16 protein-coding genes and 1 tRNA gene are annotated in these 18,992 nt (G+C 65.0%); 10 read left to right on the top strand and 7 right to left on the bottom strand.

All coding sequences use genetic code 11. The features are described 5' to 3' along the window. Window positions 1–18 precede the first annotated feature (18 nt). Window positions 19–186 (bottom strand): hypothetical protein, encoded by a 168-nt coding sequence (locus ACP7AX_RS03490; protein WP_426225399.1) that lies wholly within the window; start codon window positions 184–186, stop codon window positions 19–21. 81 nt (window positions 187–267) lie between these two features. On the opposite strand from ACP7AX_RS03490, the gene ACP7AX_RS03485 reads away from it, so the two are divergent. Next, entirely contained in the window at window positions 268–1,236 is a 969-nt protein-coding gene (locus ACP7AX_RS03485) for a GlxA family transcriptional regulator (RefSeq protein ID WP_426225398.1), read from the top strand. Between the two features lie 110 nt (window positions 1,237–1,346). On the opposite strand, the gene ACP7AX_RS03480 is transcribed toward ACP7AX_RS03485, so the two are convergent. Both ACP7AX_RS03480 and ACP7AX_RS03475 read right to left on the bottom strand, forming a co-directional pair. Next, on the bottom strand, window positions 1,347–1,670 hold the full coding sequence (locus ACP7AX_RS03480; RefSeq protein WP_426225397.1) for a protealysin inhibitor emfourin: 324 nt from the start codon (window positions 1,668–1,670) through the stop codon (window positions 1,347–1,349). Between the two features lie 58 nt (window positions 1,671–1,728). Then, window positions 1,729–2,787, bottom strand: a complete 1,059-nt coding sequence (locus ACP7AX_RS03475) for a M4 family metallopeptidase (protein ID WP_426225396.1) — start codon at window positions 2,785–2,787, stop codon at window positions 1,729–1,731. A gap of 349 nt (window positions 2,788–3,136) precedes the next feature. Here ACP7AX_RS03475 and ACP7AX_RS03470 point away from each other — a divergent pair, with 349 nt between their 5' ends. From ACP7AX_RS03470 to ACP7AX_RS03460, 3 genes are all read left to right on the top strand, one after another. After that, on the top strand, window positions 3,137–4,612 hold the full coding sequence (locus tag ACP7AX_RS03470; protein ID WP_426225395.1) for a DUF222 domain-containing protein: 1,476 nt from the start codon (window positions 3,137–3,139) through the stop codon (window positions 4,610–4,612). A gap of 207 nt (window positions 4,613–4,819) precedes the next feature. Beyond that, window positions 4,820–5,464 (top strand): DUF6318 family protein, encoded by a 645-nt coding sequence (locus tag ACP7AX_RS03465; RefSeq protein ID WP_426225394.1) that lies wholly within the window; start codon window positions 4,820–4,822, stop codon window positions 5,462–5,464. A gap of 512 nt (window positions 5,465–5,976) precedes the next feature. Beyond that, window positions 5,977–6,429: a PKD domain-containing protein gene (locus ACP7AX_RS03460; RefSeq protein ID WP_426225393.1), complete on the top strand. Its 453-nt coding sequence runs from the start codon at window positions 5,977–5,979 to the stop codon at window positions 6,427–6,429. A 73-nt stretch (window positions 6,430–6,502) separates the two neighbouring features. Here the strand turns inward: ACP7AX_RS03460 and ACP7AX_RS03455 are convergent. The 4 genes from ACP7AX_RS03455 to ACP7AX_RS03440 form a co-directional block, all read right to left on the bottom strand. After that, window positions 6,503–6,575 (bottom strand) — tRNA-Arg (locus ACP7AX_RS03455). A gap of 77 nt (window positions 6,576–6,652) precedes the next feature. Continuing rightward, a complete protein-coding gene (locus ACP7AX_RS03450; protein WP_426225392.1) occupies window positions 6,653–8,197 on the bottom strand; it encodes a ferredoxin--NADP reductase in 1,545 nt (514 codons plus the stop codon). Continuing rightward, window positions 8,194–9,066, bottom strand: a complete 873-nt coding sequence (locus ACP7AX_RS03445; protein ID WP_426225391.1) for an FAD:protein FMN transferase — start codon at window positions 9,064–9,066, stop codon at window positions 8,194–8,196. Before ACP7AX_RS03445 ends, ACP7AX_RS03450 begins: the two co-directional genes overlap by 4 nt. Before the next feature lie 3 nt (window positions 9,067–9,069). Continuing rightward, window positions 9,070–9,552: an FMN-binding protein gene (locus ACP7AX_RS03440; RefSeq protein ID WP_426225390.1), complete on the bottom strand. Its 483-nt coding sequence runs from the start codon at window positions 9,550–9,552 to the stop codon at window positions 9,070–9,072. A gap of 147 nt (window positions 9,553–9,699) precedes the next feature. Here ACP7AX_RS03440 and argS point away from each other — a divergent pair, with 147 nt between their 5' ends. The 6 genes from argS to rho all read left to right on the top strand — a co-directional run bounded on the left by argS (window position 9,700) and on the right by rho (window position 18,815). Continuing rightward, window positions 9,700–11,349, top strand: coding sequence for an arginine--tRNA ligase (argS, locus tag ACP7AX_RS03435; RefSeq protein WP_426225389.1), 1,650 nt, complete (start codon window positions 9,700–9,702; stop codon window positions 11,347–11,349). Between the two features lie 5 nt (window positions 11,350–11,354). After that, window positions 11,355–12,848, top strand: a complete 1,494-nt coding sequence (gene lysA, locus ACP7AX_RS03430; protein WP_426225388.1) for a diaminopimelate decarboxylase — start codon at window positions 11,355–11,357, stop codon at window positions 12,846–12,848. Then, complete coding sequence (locus ACP7AX_RS03425; RefSeq protein WP_131682623.1) at window positions 12,849–14,177, top strand: homoserine dehydrogenase; 1,329 nt, start codon at window positions 12,849–12,851, stop codon at window positions 14,175–14,177. Beyond that, window positions 14,178–15,284 (top strand): threonine synthase, encoded by a 1,107-nt coding sequence (gene thrC / locus ACP7AX_RS03420; protein ID WP_426225387.1) that lies wholly within the window; start codon window positions 14,178–14,180, stop codon window positions 15,282–15,284. Between the two features lie 2 nt (window positions 15,285–15,286). Further along, the gene (gene thrB / locus ACP7AX_RS03415; RefSeq protein ID WP_426225386.1) at window positions 15,287–16,261 is read left to right on the top strand and encodes a homoserine kinase; all 975 of its coding nucleotides are present in this window, start codon (window positions 15,287–15,289) and stop codon (window positions 16,259–16,261) included. Between the two features lie 295 nt (window positions 16,262–16,556). After that, on the top strand, window positions 16,557–18,815 hold the full coding sequence (gene rho / locus ACP7AX_RS03410) for a transcription termination factor Rho (protein ID WP_426225385.1): 2,259 nt from the start codon (window positions 16,557–16,559) through the stop codon (window positions 18,813–18,815). Window positions 18,816–18,992 lie beyond the last annotated feature (177 nt).

The raw sequence follows: 18,992 nt of genomic DNA, 5'->3' as shown, positions 1-18,992 counted from the left end.
TTTGGGAATGCGTGCCGGTCAGAATACCCGGAGTGTGTAACTGGTGCTGGGCAGATCCAGAGCGGACCAGGCCTGGTGGGATTCGACGGGCGGATTGTGTCCGAGGCCGTCCCGCAGGAGTGCTGAGACGGTAGCTGCCAGAACCAGGAGGAGCAGTACAACGAGGATGATTCCGAAGGTTTCCATGACTCAATCCTGCGCTTGCGGGCCTCTCGGAAACAGTGGCAGAAATGACCAAAAAAGGTAAATTTCTGCCATAATAGAAGCATGCTTAAGACAGTAGCTGTGATTGTTATTCCCAACTTTGCAGTCTTCGAGTTCGGCACCGCCTGCGAGGTGTTCGGCCTTGACAGATCGGACCGGGGCAGCGGTGTTCCGGCCTTCGATTTCCGCGTATGCACGCCTGAGCCCGGCGACGTACCGATGAAATCCGGGCTCTCCATTCATGTCAGCCTGGGCCTCGAAGCCACCCAGGATGCCGACCTCGTGATCATGGCGCCCTACGGGCTCGACGAAGAGGTTCCCGAATCCGTGCTGGAGGCCCTGCGGGCAGCTGACGCCCGGGGAGCCTGGGTGTTGTCCATCTGCTCAGGCGCTTTCGCACTGGCCCGCGCCGGGATTTTGAACGGCCGGCGCGGCACCACGCACTGGCACTATTCGCAAGAGCTTGCCAGCCGGTACCCCGAAGTCCAGGTGGATGAAAATGTGTTGTACGTCCAGGACGGCAACCTGATCACTAGTGCCGGGACCGCAGCAGGGATTGATGCATGCCTCCACCTGGTGCGCATCGAGCTGGGTGCCAACGTTGCCGCGGCCATCGCCCGCGACATGGTGGTTCCGCCGCACCGCGATGGCGGCCAGGCGCAGTTCATTGACCGGCCTATGCCTACTTGCGGCTCGGCGCCAATGGAGGCGCTGCTGCGCTGGATGGTGCAGAACCTTGACCGCGAACACACCGTTGCCGACCTGGCCTCCAGGGTGCATATGTCGGACCGGACCTTCGCCCGCCGCTTCCGGTCCGAAACCGGGGCGACGCCAGCGGCCTGGCTGAACTCCCAGCGGGTGCTCAGGGCGCAGGAGCTACTGGAAACCACCGACCTCAACATCGATGAGATTGCCCGGGAATCCGGCTTCGGCCACCCCGTGTTGCTTCGCCACCACTTCGCAAAGGTGCTGGACACAAGCCCGCAGTCCTACCGCCGCGCTTTCCGCGGTCAGCTGACTGCCGTGGGCTGATGACTGGCCGGCTTCGGCGTACTGGCTCATAGCCTCGGCGAGTACCTCGCGGACTCGGCTAGTACCTCGCGGACTCGGCTAGTCCCTAGCGCGGGGCGGGTTGGTAGGTCTTACAGCCGGCCTTGGCGGGATCCCTGTGGGGAATCTTCCGCGGCCTGGCGTGCACTGTCCACCAGAACCCGCCATGGGCCGGTGACGGCCTGCTCCGGCAACGCTGCGCGGCGCTGACCTGCCCTGATGGAATAGATGAATCGATCCGGCTGAGGAGCGGCGGCTTCAGCCGCCGCTGCCCGGAGGGTCCTGGGCACAGTATCCCAAGGGCAAGCCTCCACGATCGGCTGCCACTGGCTCTTCGCGCTCTCCGTCACGGCGTTCACTGTCCACACACGTGTCAGCGCGGCTAGGCCGCCGATGCGCTCCACACTGATTTTCATGGCCTGGTCCTGGTCTTCCTGCAGCTTGGCCGCCGCTGGGCGGACGGCCCAGCGCTGGTTAGAGCTTTACCTTCACAGTTTCCCACGCCTTCCGGACGGCGTCATGCTCTGCGGAACCTGAACCGTAAAGATCGACGGCGGACTCCGCCGTCGCCTTGGCAAACACCCGGAACGTGGCGGTTGCCGGCAGCGATCCACCGGTGAGGGTGTCATACCAAATCCGCCCGGGAGCCTCCCAGGCGTTGCCGCCCAGTGACTCAGCGGTGAGATAGAAGGCCCGGTTGGGGATGCCGGAGTTGATGTGGACGCCGCCGTTGTCCGCGCTGGTCCGCACGTACGAGTCCATCGAATCGGGCTGGGGATCCTTGCCCAGCGCGTCGTCGTCGTAAGCGGTACCGGGAGCTTTGAGCGAGCGGAGAGCTGTGCCTTCCACCTGAGGCGTGAAGAGCCCCTCGCCGACGAGCCAGCTTGCCTCGGCGGCGGTCTGGTTCTTCACATACTGCTCCACGAGCGCTCCGAACACGTCCGACATCGATTCGTTGATGGCTCCTGCCTGGTTCCGGTATGCGAGCCCCGCGGAGTACTGGGTGACACCGTGGGCCAACTCGTGGCCGATGACGCTGAGCGAACGGGTGAAGCGCTGGAAAATTTCGCCGTCGCCGTCTCCGAATACCATCTGCCGTCCGTCCCAGAAGGCGTTGTCGTAAAGCTTGCCGAAATGCACAGTGGCATCGAGCGGGAGCCCCCCGCCGTCGATGGAATTCCGGCCGTAGACGTCCGCGTACAAGCGGTGGGTGTGGCCGAGCCCGTCATAGGCTTCGTCTGCGGAGACGTCGCCGGTAGCCGGGTCGCCTTCCTTGCGCACAAGTTTGCCGGGCAGAATCTCTGATCCGGCGGCGTCGTAGACGCTTCGGTTCGGCGGGCCGGGTTTCACGTCGCGCAAGCCCTGCGGGACGGCCTGCGTGGGCTGGGTCCTCGCCGACTGGACCGACCTCACATGGCTAAGCGCTTCCTTTGCCGCGCGGGCAGCGGCAGAGAACTGCGGTGCGTCCTGCCGCGCCAAACGCCGCAGCAGATACGGCGGAATGATGGAACAAAATGTGGCTGAAGTGTGCATGGCCTACCCCCTGAAGCTGGTATAAACAGCCTATGAGGGGCCACCGACAATCATGGGCAGGCCCCGGCGGCGGGTCGATCTCCCGCCGCCGGCTGTGGCTTCTCAAGGCGTTGACGCACTGGAATGGGACTTACTGACGCAGTTGGACTGGGACACTACGCCGGCGCTGGAATGGGACTGCACGACGTCGGGCTCTGCCACCGTTCAGCTGCTTCCTGTTGCATCGATGATGCCGTTCGTCGCCAACAGCGCGTTCGTCTCTTCCATGCACTGTCGGGATGCGGCCCGGCGAACTGAGCTCGAGGGCCCCGTCCCCTTAAATGTCAGTGCTCCCTGAGAAGGTAAGGGCATGGAAAGAGCAGCGGCAATTAAGGCGGCGGAGGCGGCCTGTGCCTCAGCGGCCGAGCTCTTGGCTGCTGTTAAGGGCGGTACTGACTTCGAGGAATTGACTGGCTTAGTTGATGATGATCCGTTGCGCCGGGAGGCTGATGGTTGGCTGGATACGCTGGCTCTGACTACTCGGATCAATGCGCAGGTCGCCGCGGTGATGGTCCATGCGGCCGCCGGCTACGCAGCCACGGCCCAGGCTTTGGCGTCACCTGTGATGTCTGATGGGGCCCATGAGATGGCGGTCGTGGCTGAGGTCGCGTGTGTTTTGACGGTTGGTGAGCGGACCGCCGGTGCCCTGCTGGCCGAATCCCAGGCCCTGACGGCTGATTTGCCGTTGACCCTGTCGGCGTTGCAGGACGGGACCATTTCCTGGCAGCATGCCCGGGTGATGGTGGACGAGACCACCAACCTTGACCCCACCGGCGCGCAGGCGTTGGAGGCGCATTTCCTGGACCCTGAGGCGCCCAACCCGGCGCGCGGGTGTCCTGCCGGGGAACTTATCGCTTCCCGGTTCCGGCAGAAGGCCCGGACGTGGCGGGAACGCCACCACCCGGTGAGCATCGAAAAACGCCACCTGAAGTCTGTGGCGGACCGGCGGCTGGAATACCGGCCGGACCGGGACGGGATGGCCTGGCTTTCCGCGTATCTGCCCGCTGACCAGGCCGCCGGCATCTGGAACCGCACCACGGCGGCGGCGCGGGCGTTGCAGGGCCCGGACGAGGACCGCACCATGACCCAGCTGCGGGCCGACGCCGCCGCGACCTGGCTCCTGGGCGGCTCCGAGGACAGCGTCGCCGCGGGTGTCCCTGTACCGCGGGCGCAGGTCCTGGTCACCGTCCCCATCATGTCCCTCCTCGGCGCCACCGACGAACCGGCGGTGCTGGACGGGTTCGGGCCGATTCCGATCACCATGGCTAGGCGTCTCATCGCCGAAGGCGCCGAGTCCTTCCACCGCGTCCTCATAGACCCACGGGACGGTGCACCGTTGGAGATCGGCCGGACCAGCTACCGGGTCACCAAAGCCCAGCGCCAATGGCTCAGGATGCGGGACGGGAAGTGCCCGTTCCCGGGCTGCAGCAACCATTCCCTGGACAACGAAGCAGACCACCTGCTCGCCTGGGCCCACGGCGGAACCACCGGCATCAGCAACCTTTCCCAGCCGTGTCCACGGCATCATCGGCTCAGGCACACCGGAGGCTGGACACCCGGACCCGCCACCAAAGACCACCCACCAGGCTGGATCTCACCCACCGGCAGGCACTACGCCACCGAAGAACCCGACTGGGAACCACCACAACTACCCAGCCCGCCACCACCGAAAAGTTGGATCACGGAGACTGCATTGCTCGGTCTGCTTGGGGGCACTGTTTACGGTGCGGCATCAGGCATGGTCGATTGGTACTGGCTGGAGACGAGCGGCCGCACTTATAAGTAGTCCGCTTAGCGCCTTTACGTTTCGCCGCCCAAAGGTCCCTACGTCTCGGTGCCCGGTGAGCGTGTGACTTTCTCTACGTATTTCCGGCTGGTAGAAACGTGGGCGGGTAGCTGTGGATAACTTTGATCACGCAATTGTCGCTTGGGCTACCCTTGAGTCATTGTCCGGAGCCATGCGTCTTGAAAACTATCGGGGGATTAGCTGCCCATGACATCGCACCAACTCACTTCGTCCTGGCGCATCCGAACGGGCGGCGTTGCCCTTGTCGTTGCAGCAGCCGTAGCGCTTTCGGGCTGTAATTCCGGTGGTGACCCCAACCCTGCTGCCACCGCGACAACTTCCGCAGCTGAGTCCATCTCGCCGAGCGCAACCCCCACTCCAACCGCAACCTACAAACCCGCGGACGCAACAGGCCGTGCCCAAAATGTCCCCGTTCCAGTGCTGCCCGAAGTGGCGAAGACGGAGACGAAGGAGGGGCTGGAGGCGTTCGTGGCGCACTGGTTCCAACTTCTGGGCTATGCATACGAGACAGGCGACCCGAAGCCCATGGAAGCCATATCGGACCCGAGCTGTACTTTTTGTGGATCACTAAGCGACAACATCTCCGCAGCATGGAGCGATGACAAATGGATAGTTGGCGGCCGCGTCGAAACTCCGGTTGTCACCGCGAAGATGTTGCCGGGAGAGGCCGCGCAGGCGACGGTGCAAGTGGTCCAGAAGTCTATTGCGATCCACAACCCCGACGGGAGCCTCTATCAGGACCCAACCAAGGACACGAACGCCGGAAGCCAGGCAACGGCAACATTCGGTGCGTCAGGGTGGGTCTTAGCCGACCTAGGGCTGATCCGATAACAATGCGAGCGAATTGCCGGAGCATGCTTGTTCTTGCTTTGTTTCTTGTGGGACTGCTGTGCTTCCCCGTGCGTGCCTTCGCGGAGGACCCGCCCATACCACAACCGCCACCCAAGCCGCCCATCGCCATCGGTTTCGTTGACACAGGTTTGGCTGCCAACGCCGACCAGTGGACAGCGGACGCAGATTCTGGCGATATTATTCGAATTCCGCCCGGCCATATTCCAACGGACCCCAACGACTACAAGTACGAGCTCCAGTGCCACCTTGGCGGCGGCGATTTCGATACAACCTGCCTTGGGGACCAAATTGAATGCACTAGCGGTCCGGCCGGCAATGAAGAAGGTATCCCGGTAATTTGGCTATCCAAGCCGAGAGGCGTTCCAGGCGCCGTTTGGGTTATTCATTCCGGCCCGACCTGCCTATACGATGCAGCGCCCGAAGACTTGTTGCCCCGGATCGCCGCGGACATCCAGCGGCAGTTCGAGAGTCTGCCGGTCAATGCAGGGACGATGGTAGCCCAACCGAGTCCGCACACGCTGCGCGGCGCTGAGACCAACTTCTACGCGGACGCCGCTGAGCAGCAGTTCGATATCACAATGTTCGGCCAGGCAGTCCACGTAGTGGCCACTCCGGTGCAGTACACGTGGAATTACGGCGATGGAACGGTGTTCGGGCCGCAGGCGTCCATGGGTGGACCGTTGCCGCAGGACCGTTGGGGCGAAAAGACCAGGACGAGTCACGTGTACACGACTACTGGCGACTTCCAAGTGGTCCTGACAACGTCTTTCCAAGGAACCTATTCCGTCAACAGCGGGCCGCCCTTGCCCATCCCGGGCCAGGGACAATTCAGCGCCCCACCGCAGACCGTCAGCGTGTGGCGCTCCATCACGCGCAACTATGCGGATGATTGCAACCAGAATCCGCAGGGTCAGGGCTGCCCGGGAGCGATTCCCGTCCCGTAGACCCCGAGCCACACGCCAAGAACGAAAAAACAGAAACCCCCACCGCGAAAACATGCGGTGGGGGTTTCTTCTGTGCCCTCGATTGGAATCGAACCAACGACCTTCTGCTCCGGAGGCAGACGCTCTATCCCCTGAGCTACGAGGGCAATCCAGGGATCCTGCCGTTGCCGGCGGGACGTCCTAGAGCTTAGCAGGAAGGTGGCCTGCAATGGAAAACGCCCACTCAGTAGCCCGCAAAAGAGTCCACGTGCACACGCCGCGCACCGGCATTCCTGGCCGCCCGCCGCAGCGAAGCGACACTTGCGGGCGATCCCGATACGTACACAGTGCGATCGGCGATGTCAGGTACCAGCGCCCGCAGCGACGTCCCGTCCAGCGGCCCAGCGGCAGCACCGGCGTCGGTGATGAATGACGGGGGAGCGGAGCCGTCCGCGATCCGGGCCAGGATTCGAGCCCCAGAGGCCTCCAGTTCGCTCGCGTAGGCAATTTCCCCGGCGTTACGGGCCAGAAGTAGGAGCACCACGTCCCGTTCCCGGGCAGCACCGGCGGCGAGGTGGGCAAGGAAAGGTGTGATGCCGATGCCCGCCGCAATGAGGAGGACAGGTTCATTGTGATCCCGCGGCAGGACGAAATCGCCTCCCACAGACGTGGCCGCCACTTCGTCGCCCGGCTTCAGCGCCAGCAGGGCTTTCTTGGCAGCGGAAAGCGGCTCCGCCGTCCGGATGCCAAATTTCACCGTGCCCGAGTCCGGGGCGCTGGTCAGGCTGAATACCCGGCGCCGGCCCTTGCCATCCGACTTGGCATGCGGCAGGTCCAGTTCCATGTACTGCCCCGGGAGGAAGCGGACCGGCCGGGACGGCTCGAAGACGAACTCCGTGGTGCTGGGCGTCAAAGCCCGCGACCCGGCAAACCGAAGCCGCAGTGCTCCACGCTGGCCCACGAGGAAGGCCAGCAGGTTGCCCAGCAGCAGGGCCAGCTCGGGCGAGTTGGCGATGAAGCCGAAGTTGTAAGGCACAGAAAACACCACGCCCACCACTGCCGCCAGCGCGAGCTGCTGCCAACGGCGGGGCGGGAGAGTCAGCGGCTCGGTCAGCATGAAGCCGACAAAGAAGAGTAAAGGCCGCTGCGCCAGGCCCTGCCAGAGTGCACCACCCAGGGACAGCTCGGCCTGCAGCAGTTCCGCCGTAATGATGGCCAACGCAACAACCAGGAACACCGCAGCCATGAGGAACTTCCGCGTCCGGTACAGCACCAGCAGAATGCCAGGCACCAGCAGCCACAACATGGCCGGCGTTGCCGCCCACCACGTGGCGATGTTCAGGCCCGTCAGGCCGGTAATAAACGCGCCGGCGGCCGCGGGGTTGAAGATGTGCCGGCCACGCCAGGCTAGGGCGTATTTGGAGGCGGAAGCCAGTACACAGGCCAGCGCCACGCCGGCCATGTCCATCGGCGCAAAGGTGGGCCAAAACAGGAAATACAGGAGCAGGCCCGTAATTAGCGACGACTCAGAATGCGGGCGCACGTGAAAAAGCGCCGCCAGCCCGCGGTTGGACAGGTAGGTAAAGCCCATGCACAGCACCAGGTGCACCAGCATCTGCGGAATGCCGAAGGTCAGCCAGCCGAGGGCATTGAGCAGGAGACTGTAGGCAGCGAGGGCCCCCAGCACCAGCAGAATGAGCCGATACATGGTGAAGTGGCCCAGCAGGGTATCCAGCCGGCCCGCAGGTGAAACGGCGGCGCCTGCTTTCGGAGCATCAACAGGACTCATGTGAACAGTGTCCCTTCAAAGCCGGATGAATACGCAGCGCTGCCATCAGAAAATACCGTCAGCCAGGAGAAGTCGAAGGACCGCTCCAGCTCAGCGCCCGGGGTAAAGAACAACGCCGTGGCCAGCGCATCGGCAACCATCGTGCTCGAGGCCATGGTCCACGTTGCGACGGCGGTGCTGACGGGGCGTCCGGTGGTGCCGTCGAGCACGTGGTGCAGGCCGTCACCCCACGCCCGGCGGTTTGAGGCTGACGCGCACAATGCTCCGCCGGCCAAGGACACGGTCCCGATTGCCTTGGTTGGATCGTAGGGATGTTCCAGCGCCACCTGCAGGGGGTCCGGGCCGCTGTGCAGCAGGTCTCCGCTGGCATCAATGACGAATGAAGCCACACCGCTGGAACGCAGCTCCGCCGCCACGAGGTCAACCAGCTGCCCCTTTCCAGCCGCACCGATGTCCAGGACCAGGGGCGCGGAAGTGGTGAGAACGGCGCCGTCCCAGTCCAGGGCATCGTCCCAACGCGGTGCCGGCACCGCAGCACCCGCCGGCACCAGGGAGTATGTTGCGTCGTACCCCAGCTGCTCCAGGCTGCTGCCGACCAGCGGAGTCATGGCACCCGCAGTGATGTCGTAAAGAGACCGGTACAGGCGCCCGAGCGGCGCCGCCTCGCCCGGCAACGTATAGCGCCCGGGCTGCCGGGCCATGGCACTTACCGTGGAGTCCGGCCGGAACCGGGACCAGTCGCCGTCGTACTTCTCCACCACGTCCAGCAGCCGCGAACGCAACGTACCGGCAAGAGGCCGGGGCGTTGAGATTTCCCAACGGGTACCTATGCCGTCGAAAGTGAAGTCCGCCCACTCCCCGTGAGGCACGGCCTACTTGGCCTCGGCTTTGATCATCTCAAGCGCCTTGTTGAAGCCGCCGCTGGTCAGCGAGGACCCAGCTACCTTGGATACGTTGAGCTCGTCCACGCTCTTGCCCACGATCTGCGCCGCGATGCCGCCGGCGAACTCGCCCTGGAACTTCCTGGTGTTCGGATTGGACGGATGCTGGGTGATGTTCACCGCAGTGACGGTGCCTGAAGCCAGCGTCAGCTCCACGCCGACAGTTTCAGTGCCGTTGGGGGAGACGTATGTGCCGTCGGCGCTGTAGGTGCCGTCCTGGTAGACGGAACCGCTGCCGGCCAGCGATGACGCTGTTCCGGAAGGCGCAGCGGCTGCCGAGGACGCGGGGGAGTTGGTGCCGGTGGCAGGGGCCGGTGTGGTCTGGGTGGCGGACGGCGCACAGCCGGCCACCGTTCCTGCGAGGGACAGGCCGGCGATACCGGCGAAAACACTCTTGCGGACTGACGGTCTCATAAAGGGTCTCGTTTCGTGGGCTGGGTGCTTACGGTGTACTCAACGTCGGATTCAGCGTAATGGTTCACCCTGTGATTGCGTTGTGTGCCGGCTGTGACGGCCGACGCTCAAATTCGTCCACGTCCCAGCCGCCGGTAGGCTAGAGGGGTGACTCCCGAAGAACTCTCCCTCGCCATATCCGCCTGCCTGAAAGACGCCGTCGCCGCTGGCGAAATCGCCCTTTCCGCATCAGCCGTCCCTGATGATGTGCGCGTGGAGCGACCGAAGAACCGGGACCACGGCGACTGGGCCACCAACATCGCCCTCCAGCTGGCCAAACAGGCCGGCACCAACCCCCGCGAATTCGCCACGGTGCTGAGCACCCGGCTGAAGTCGATCGACGGCGTGTCCGCGGTGGATATCGCAGGACCCGGCTTCCTCAATATCACCGTGGATGCCGGTGCTGCGGGCGCCCTCGCCAAGGCCATTGTCGAAGCGGGCACGCAGTACGGCAAGAACTCGGCGCTCGCCGGGCACACCGTGAACATGGAGTTCGTCTCGGCCAACCCCACCGGCCCGCTGCACATCGGGCACACCCGCTGGGCCGCCCTGGGCGACGCTATCGCCCGGGTGCTGCGTGCGTCCGGCGCGGAAGTCACCGCCGAGTACTACATCAACGACGCCGGCACCCAGATGAACGTGTTCGCGCAGTCCGTGTACAACCGGCTCCACGGCCTCCCCGTGCCCGACGGCGGCTACCCGGGCCAGTACATTGCGGATCTGGGCCATGAGGTGCTCAATGCGCACCCGGACATCCGCGAACTGACCGAAGTGGCGGCCATTCCGGTCATCCGCTCCGCCGCTTACGAAGCCCAGATGAAGGACATCAGAGCCACGCTCGCCGATTTCGGCGTCGATTTCGATGTGTTCTTCTCCGAGCAGGAACTGCACGACGCCGGCGCGATTGAAAGTGCCGTGGCGCGCCTCCGCGAACAGGGCCACGTGTTCGACGACGGCGGTGCGGTCTGGCTGCGGACCACGGACTTCGGTGACGATAAAGACCGCGTCATGATCCGCGCGAACGGAGAGCCTACCTACTTCGCCGCCGACGCCGCTTACTACCTGTCCAAGAAGGACCGCGGCTACACCGAGAAGATCTACCTCCTGGGCGCTGACCACCACGGCTACATCAACCGGCTCAAGGCCATAGCGGCGGCGGCCGGGGACGACCCGGAAAAGAACATCGAGGTGCTGATCGGCCAGCTGGTTTCCGTCAACGGCGCCAAGCTGTCCAAGCGTGCCGGCAACATCATCGAGCTCAAGGACCTCATCGACTGGCTGGGCAAGGATGCCGTGCGCTACTCCCTGGCCCGTTTCCCGGCGGACTCGCCGCTGACCCTGGACCCTGACCTGTTGAAGAAGCACAGCAACGAGAACCCGGTGTTCTACGTCCAGTACGCCCACGCGCGGACCCGCGGCGCCGCCCGCAACGCCGTTGCCGCCGGTGTGGACCGCAGTGCGTTTGAAGCCTCCCTGCTGGACCATGCCACCGAGAACGAGCTGCTGTCCTACCTGGGCAGCTACCCCTCGATCGTGGCCAAGGCCGCTGAACTGCGCGAGCCGCACCGCGTAGCCCGCCACCTCGAGGTCATTGCCGGTGCGTACCACCGCTGGTATGACGCCTGCCGCATCGCCCCCATGGGAGACGAGCCCGTAACAGACGTCAACCGCACCCGCCTGTGGCTCAACGACGCCACCAGCCAGGTGCTGGCCAACGGCCTGGACCTCCTTGGCGTTTCGGCGCCGGAACGGATGTGATCCCCATGTCAGCACAGCCTTCGGCTTCCGCGGGTCACGAGTCGCCGCTGGCCCCTGAGTGGCTTGTCGTTCCAGCCGATGTGAATGCCCTGCACCAGCCGCTCTGGGCCCAGGACGTTGACCGGAACGTCGACGGCGAACTCGCCATCGACGGCATCACGGTCAGCGAGCTGCAACGGCAGTACGGAACGCCGTTGTTCGTGATGAGCGAGAACGATTTCCGGGCCCGCGCCCGTGCGTTCAGCGACGCGTTCAACAACGCGTTCGCCGACATCTGCGGCGGAGTGGACGTGTACTACGCCGGCAAATCGTTCCTCTGCACCGCCGTGGTGCGGTGGGTCGAGGAAGAAGGACTGCGGCTGGACACGGCTTCCGGCGGGGAGTTGGCGGTCGCTGCCCGGGCCGGGATCCCCGGCGCGGACGTGGCGCTCCACGGCAACAACAAGTCCGACGCCGAAATCCACCGCGCCCTCGACATGAAACTTGGCCGGATCGTGGTGGACAGCCTCGACGAACTCGAGCGCGTCGCCAAGATCGCCGAAGGCCGTGGCGAAACCGCCAAGGTGATGCTGCGCCTGACCCCAGGTGTGCACGCGCACACCCACGAGTTCATCGCCACCGCCCACGAGGACCAGAAGTTCGGCCTGTCCATGGCGGGGGACACCACTGAAGAAGCCGGCCTCTCGGCAGCCGAAGAGGCAGTGGCCGCAGCTACCGCCTATTCCAGCATTGAACTGCTGGGACTTCACTGCCACATCGGGTCCCAGATCTTCGAACCTGACGGTTTTGCCCTGGCCGCCCAGAAGCTCCTTCGTTTCCTCGCCGCCATGCAGGAGAAGTACTCCATTGTGCTTCCCGAGCTGGATCTTGGAGGCGGCTATGGCATTGCCTATACGCCGGTGGACACGCCCCGCCCCGCAGCCGACATCGCGCAGGCGATGGCCGCCGTCGTGCGTTCCACCTGCGCCGAGCTGGGCATCAGCTCCCCCCGGATCTCCATCGAGCCCGGCCGTGCCATTGTGGGCAGCACCGCCTTCACGCTGTATGAGGTGGGCACCCTGAAGACCGTCCGCGTCGACGCGCCGGCCGCCGGAAACAGCGGAACGGACGAAAGCGGCGAAGACAACGTTACGTATCCGCGCCGCTATGTGTCGGTGGACGGGGGCATGAGCGATAACGCCCGCCCGGTGCTGTACGACGCCGATTATTCGGCGATTCTCGCCTCCCGCACCTCGGACGCAGCCCCGCAACTGTCCCGCGTAGTGGGCAAACATTGCGAGAGCGGCGACATAGTTGTTAGAGATGTATATCTGCCCGAGGACGTGGCAGCCGGTGATCTGCTTGCTGTACCGGGTACCGGCGCCTACTGCTGGGCCCTGTCGAGTAACTACAACTATCTGGCCCGGCCGGGCGTTGTCGCGGTGCGCGACGGATCCTCCCGGCTGATTGTCCGCGGGGAAACCGAAGAAGATCTGCTCAACCGCGACATGGGAGTCTGAATGACTGAATTGCGAACCCTGAAAGTAGCCCTGCTGGGCTGTGGCAACGTTGGGGCCCAGGTTGCGCGGATTCTCATTGAGGACGCCGACGCCCTGGCCGCCCGCACAGGTGCCAAACTGCAGCTCAGCGGCATCGCCGTGCGCAACGTGAACGCCAAGCGTGACGTTGACCTGCCGCAGGAACTTTTCACCACCGACGCCGAGACACTTGTCAAGGACGCGGACCTGGTGATCGAGCTGATGGGCGGGATCGAACCCGCCCGCACGCTGATCCTGTCCGCCTTGCGCAACGGCGCGTGCGTGGTCACCGGCAACAAGGCATTGCTGGCCCAGGACGGTCCCACGCTTTACGAAGAGGCTGACAAGGCCGGCGTCCAGCTGTCCTACGAAGCGGCTGTGGCAGGCGCCATCCCCATCCTGCGGCCCATCCGCGACAGCCTTTCCGGCGACCGGATCACCCGGGTGCTGGGCATCGTCAACGGCACCACCAACTTCATCCTCGACCAGATGGATTCCACCGGTGCCCAGTTTGCGGATGCCCTTGCCGAAGCCCAGCGCCTCGGCTACGCGGAAGCGGACCCCACCGCCGACGTCGAAGGCCACGACGCCGCCGCGAAGGCCGCCATCCTGGCCACGTTGTCCTTCCACACGCGGTTCGCGCTGGAGAACGTCCACTGCGAAGGCATCACCAAGGTCAGCGCGTCAGATATCGCCGCTGCCAAGGACGCGGGTTTTGTCATCAAGCTGCTTGCGATCGCCGAAAAGCTGACCGTCGCAGACACAGAAACAGACGGCGGCGAAGGCATCTCCGTGCGCGTCCACCCGACGCTGCTTCCCCGCGAGCACCCGCTGGCCGCTGTCCGCGGAGCGTTCAACGCTGTGTTCATCGAAGCGGAAAATGCCGGCGAACTGATGTTCTACGGCCAAGGCGCCGGTGGAACCCCGACGGCGTCTGCCGTGCTGGGTGACCTTGTTTCTGCCGCCCGCCGCCTGGTACTTGGCGGACCCCAGCGTACCGAGACCACCACGGGCCACATTCCTGCCCTGCCCATCGAAGCGGCAACCACCAGCTACTACATCGGGCTCGACGTCGCCGATCAGCCCGGTGTGCTGGCCCGGATCGCCCAGCTCTTCGCGGAGCACGGCGTGTCAATCGAAATCATGCGGCAGACCATCCACAAGGACGCGGAGTCCAACGTGGAATCAGCCGAACTGCGGATCGTCACCCACCGCGCATCAGAGGCCGCCCTCGCAGCCACCGTCGAGGCCGTCAAGGGCCTGGACGTCATCAATTCAGTTACATCCGTTCTGCGGGTAGAAGGAGTCTAAGTGGCTCACCAATGGCGCGGCGTTATCCGCGAATACGCTGACCGACTGCCCGTCACGGAATCCACCAGGGTCATCACGCTGGGCGAGGGCGGAACTCCGCTGGTCCACGCGCAGAAGCTCTCCGAACTCACCGGGTCAACCGTCTACCTCAAGGTGGAAGGGATGAACCCCACCGGTTCGTTCAAGGACCGCGGCATGACCATGGCCATGACCGCAGCCGTCGCCTCCGGCGCCAAGGCTGTTGTCTGCGCGTCCACCGGCAACACCTCGGCCTCGGCCGCTGCCTACGCCACCGCGGCCGGCCTGCAGTGCGCAGTGCTGGTCCCGGAGGGCAAGATCTCCATGGGCAAGCTGAGCCAGGCGATCGCACACGGCGCCACGCTGCTGCAGGTGGACGGCAACTTCGACAACTGCCTGGACATTGCACGGAAGCTGGGGGAGTCCTACCCGGTGTTCCTGGTGAACTCCGTCAACCCTGCCCGTATCGAAGGCCAGAAGACCGGCGCCTTCGAGATCGTTGACGCGCTCGGAGAGGCTCCGGACATCCACGTCCTGCCCGTTGGCAACGCCGGTAATATCACGGCGTACTGGAAGGGGTACAAGGAGTACTCGGCTCCGTTCGAGTCCGACACAGCCGGCACCCTGCCTGCCGTGTCCACCAAAACCCCGCAGATGTGGGGCTTCCAGGCCGCAGGTGCAGCACCGTTCGTGGCCGGCCACCCCATCACGGAGCCGGACACCATCGCCACCGCCATCCGGATCGGCAACCCCGCCTCCTGGGACGGCGCCATTGCCGCCCGTGACGAGTCCGGCGGTTTCATCGACGCGGTAACCGACGAGCAGATCCTTGATGCCCACCGCTGGCTGTCCGCCCGTGAAGGCGTTTTCGTGGAGCCGGGTTCCGCGGCAGGGGTAGCCGGGCTGCTCAAGAAGCACGCCGCCGGCGAAGTTCCGTCAGGAAAGACCATTGTCATCACCGTTACCGGCCACGGCCTCAAGGATCCCCAGTGGGCCCTGCGCACCGAGGACGGCAGCGAGGTGCAGCCCGTGAAGGTCTCCAACGACGTTGTCACTGTTGCAGCTGAACTGGGACTGGAAGAAAAGTAGCCTTGAAAACCACCTCGCCCACCGCCGTCGACCTGCCCGTCATCGAGGCAGGGCAGCGCGTCACCGTCAGGGTTCCGGCCACCAGCGCCAACCTCGGCCCGGGATACGACAGCCTGGGCCTCGCCCTGGCACTGCACGACACCCTGACGGTGGAGAGCCTCGAAACCGACGAGCTGGTGTTCGAGCTCAGCGGCGAGGGGGCGGACACCCTTCCCCGGGATGCCAGCCACCTGGTGGTCCGGGCCATGAAAGCTGCCTTCCTGCGGCTGGGCTACAAGCACGGCGGGCTCAGGATCACAGCACAGAACGTCAACCCCCACGGCCGGGGCCTTGGTTCCTCGGCCTCGGCAGTGGTGGCAGCTGTTTCGGCAGCCAACGCCTTGGTACCGGAGGCAAAACAGCGTGGGCGGGACTGGATCCTGCAGCTGACCAGCGAAATGGAAGGCCATCCGGACAACGTCGCCCCGGCGATTTTCGGCGGACTGGCGCTGTCATGGCAGGACAGTGACCGGTACAGCAGCACGTGCGCCACCGTGGCTGCCCCGGTGATCCCCGTCGTCGCCGTTCCCGATTTCGAATTGTCCACTGAGGCCGCCCGCGCCCTGCTGCCCGCCTCCGTGGGACATCATGCAGCCGCGATGAACTCCGGCCGCGCTGCCCTGCTCATCCACGCGCTGACTCACAAGCCGGAATTCCTGCTGGCCGGTACCGAGGATTACCTGCACCAGAGCTACCGGGCAGAGGCCATGCGCCCCAGCGCGGCGCTGATCAGGGCGCTGCGCAGCGCGGGCCACGCGGCAGTGGTTTCCGGGGCCGGGCCCACCGTGCTGGTCCTCGCTAACGGCGAGGCCGAAGCCGCCGAAGTGCTCAGGTTCATCGAGTCGTTTACCTCGGCCAACACGCCGGGTATCGGCTGGCGGGTCCTGAAGCTGGCAGTGGACGTTGAAGGTGCTAAGGTGGACATGCACCGGCGGTAATTCCGCCTATCTGACCTGTTATTGCACTCAGTTGCTTTCGGTCTCCTACTGCGCAATATATCCGGTGCCACCTGCTTGGTCTGTCGCAGGAATCTGCAGCAAGAAGTGTCTGCCCCTGAACCGTCAGTCCAGCGTTCCGTCATTAATCGGCGCGTATGGTGAATCAGTATCCGGCCCTGCTGGCCGAAATCCAACCGGCAAGGCCGAAAATCCCGGCTGCAAATCTGAACTGCAGCCCGATCAATCATCGCGTCCAGCTCCCAGTCTGGACGCCGTCGAGGGGGAAGGATCCTTCGTGACCGAAACCACTGAGCTGTCTTCAGCTGTGGACACATCAACTTCTGTAGCCGGATCATCAACGGCCGCACCCACCAAGAGCAGCGGCCTTGCCGGCCTGAAGCTCGCTCAGCTGCAGGCACTTGCCAGCCAGCTGGGGATTTCCGGTGGGTCCCGCATGCGGAAGGGGGACCTGGTTACCGCCATTTCCGCCCACCGTGCGGGAACGTCGCCCAGCAAGGCGCCTGCCAAGGCGGCCGAAAAGGCGACTGAAAACCACGTGGTCCCCGCCGTTGCTGCACCGGTAGCGTCTTCGACCGAGACCGAGGCACCCGCTGCCGAGGGAACCCGTGCACGTGGCCGTGGCCGCAGCCGCCGCGCCGTAAGTGACGGCGTTGTCGCCGCCCCCGCCACGGCACCTGCCACCGAAGCTCCAGCTGCTGCGCCCGCAGAGGCCCCGGCAGCGGCTCCGGCTGAGTCGGACGTTGCAGGCGAGGGCACCGGCGAACGCCGCCAGCCCCGCACCCGCAACCGTCGCCGCGGCGAAGCCGCCGCAGCCTCTGCGCAGGCAACTGAAACCGAAACTCCGTCCGTGCAGCCCGTCGCTGAACAGCGCCAGGGCGAACGTGCGGAAACCCAGCGCACGGAGACCCAGCGCTCCGACGCCCAGGGTGCTGAGTCCGGCGACGGCCAGCGCACTGACCGCCGTGAAGCCGGCCGCACCCGTAGTGGCCGCGACACCAACGCCCGCGAAACCGGTGCCCGCGACACCAACGTCCGCGAAAGTGGTGCCCGCGACACCAACGTCCGCGAATCCACCGATGGTGGCCGCGACAACGCCGGTAGCCGTGAGGCAGGCCAGCGCGAAGGCGCCCGCCGCGATGACAACCGCGACAACACCCGCGACAACGACGACGCCGACGGCGGCAGCCGCCGGAACCGCCGCAACCGCCGGGACCGGAACGACCGCAATGACCGCTCAGGCGGCCAGGACAACCGGGACAGCCGGGACAGCCGGGATAACTCCCGCAACGACCGCTTCCGCGACCGGAACGACCGCCGTCGGGGCCGCGCCCAGGGACCGGACGTCGACGACGTCGAGGTCACCGAGGACGATGTCCTGCTGCCCGTGGCAGGCATCCTGGATGTCCTCGAGAACTACGCGTTCATCCGCACCTCCGGTTACCTGCCCGGCCCGAACGACGTCTACGTTTCCCTCGCCCAGGTCAAGAAATACAACCTGCGCAAGGGCGACGCCGTGGTTGGCGCCATCCGCGCACCGCGTGAAGGCGAAGACCGCAGCCAGCAGACCGCCCGCCAGAAGTTCAACGCCCTGGTCCGCGTCACCTCCGTGAACGGAAAGACTCCGGAAGAGCTCAAGGACCGCGTCGAATTCGCCAAGCTGGTTCCGCTGTACCCGTCCGAGCGCCTGCGCCTTGAGACCGACCCCAAGAAGATCGGCCCCCGCGTCATTGACCTGGTTGCCCCGATCGGCAAGGGCCAGCGTGGCCTGATCGTCTCCCCGCCGAAGGCCGGAAAGACGCTCATCCTGCAGTCCATCGCCAACGCCATCACCACCAACAATCCTGAGGTCCACCTCATGATGGTGCTTGTTGACGAACGCCCCGAAGAAGTCACCGACATGCAGCGCACCGTCAAGGGTGAGGTCATCGCCTCCACCTTCGACCGCCCCGCCGATGACCACACCACCGTTGCCGAGCTCTCCATCGAACGCGCCAAGCGCCTCGTGGAAATGGGCATGGACGTGGTTGTCCTCCTGGACTCCATGACCCGCCTGGGCCGCGCCTACAACCTGGCAGCACCGGCCTCCGGCCGAATCCTGTCCGGTGGTGTCGATTCCGCAGCGCTGTACCCGCCCAAGCGCTTCTTCGGTGCAGCCCGCAACATCGAAAACGGCGGCTCGCTGACCATCCTGGCAACCGCGCTCGTGGAGACCGGTTCCAAAATGGACGAGGTCATCTTCGAGGAGTTCAAGGGCACCGGCAACATGGAGCTCCGCCTGTCCCGCCAGCTGGCTGACAAGCGCATCTTCCCGGCAGTGGACGTCAACGCGTCCGGTACCCGCCGTGAAGAAAACCTGCTTTCCCCCGAGGAAGTCAAGATCATGTGGAAGCTGCGCCGCGTCCTCTCCGGACTCGAAACGCAGCAGAGCCTTGAGCTGCTGACCAACAAGATCCGGGAGACCCAAAGCAACGTCGAGTTCCTCATGCAGGTCCAGAAGACGACGCTTGGCGCCAAGTCGGATAACGACAAGTAGCTGCGCTGGGGGTGGGGCCGTCGCATATTTTGCCGGCCCCGCCCCTTCGTCGTTTGGGGGGCCGCCGGGCATTTTGCCGGCCCCGCCCCTTCGCGTTGGGGGGGGAGGTCGGGGGTAGGAGGCCCCCCACCACCCCCCCCCCCCCAGGCCCACACACGGCCGCCCAAAAAACCCCCA

It is taken from the genome of Pseudarthrobacter sp. DSP2-3-2b1 (assembly GCF_049895945.1).
Classification (GTDB): Bacteria; Actinomycetota; Actinomycetes; order Actinomycetales; family Micrococcaceae; genus Arthrobacter.
This window is presented reverse-complemented; position numbering and strand designations above follow the sequence as displayed.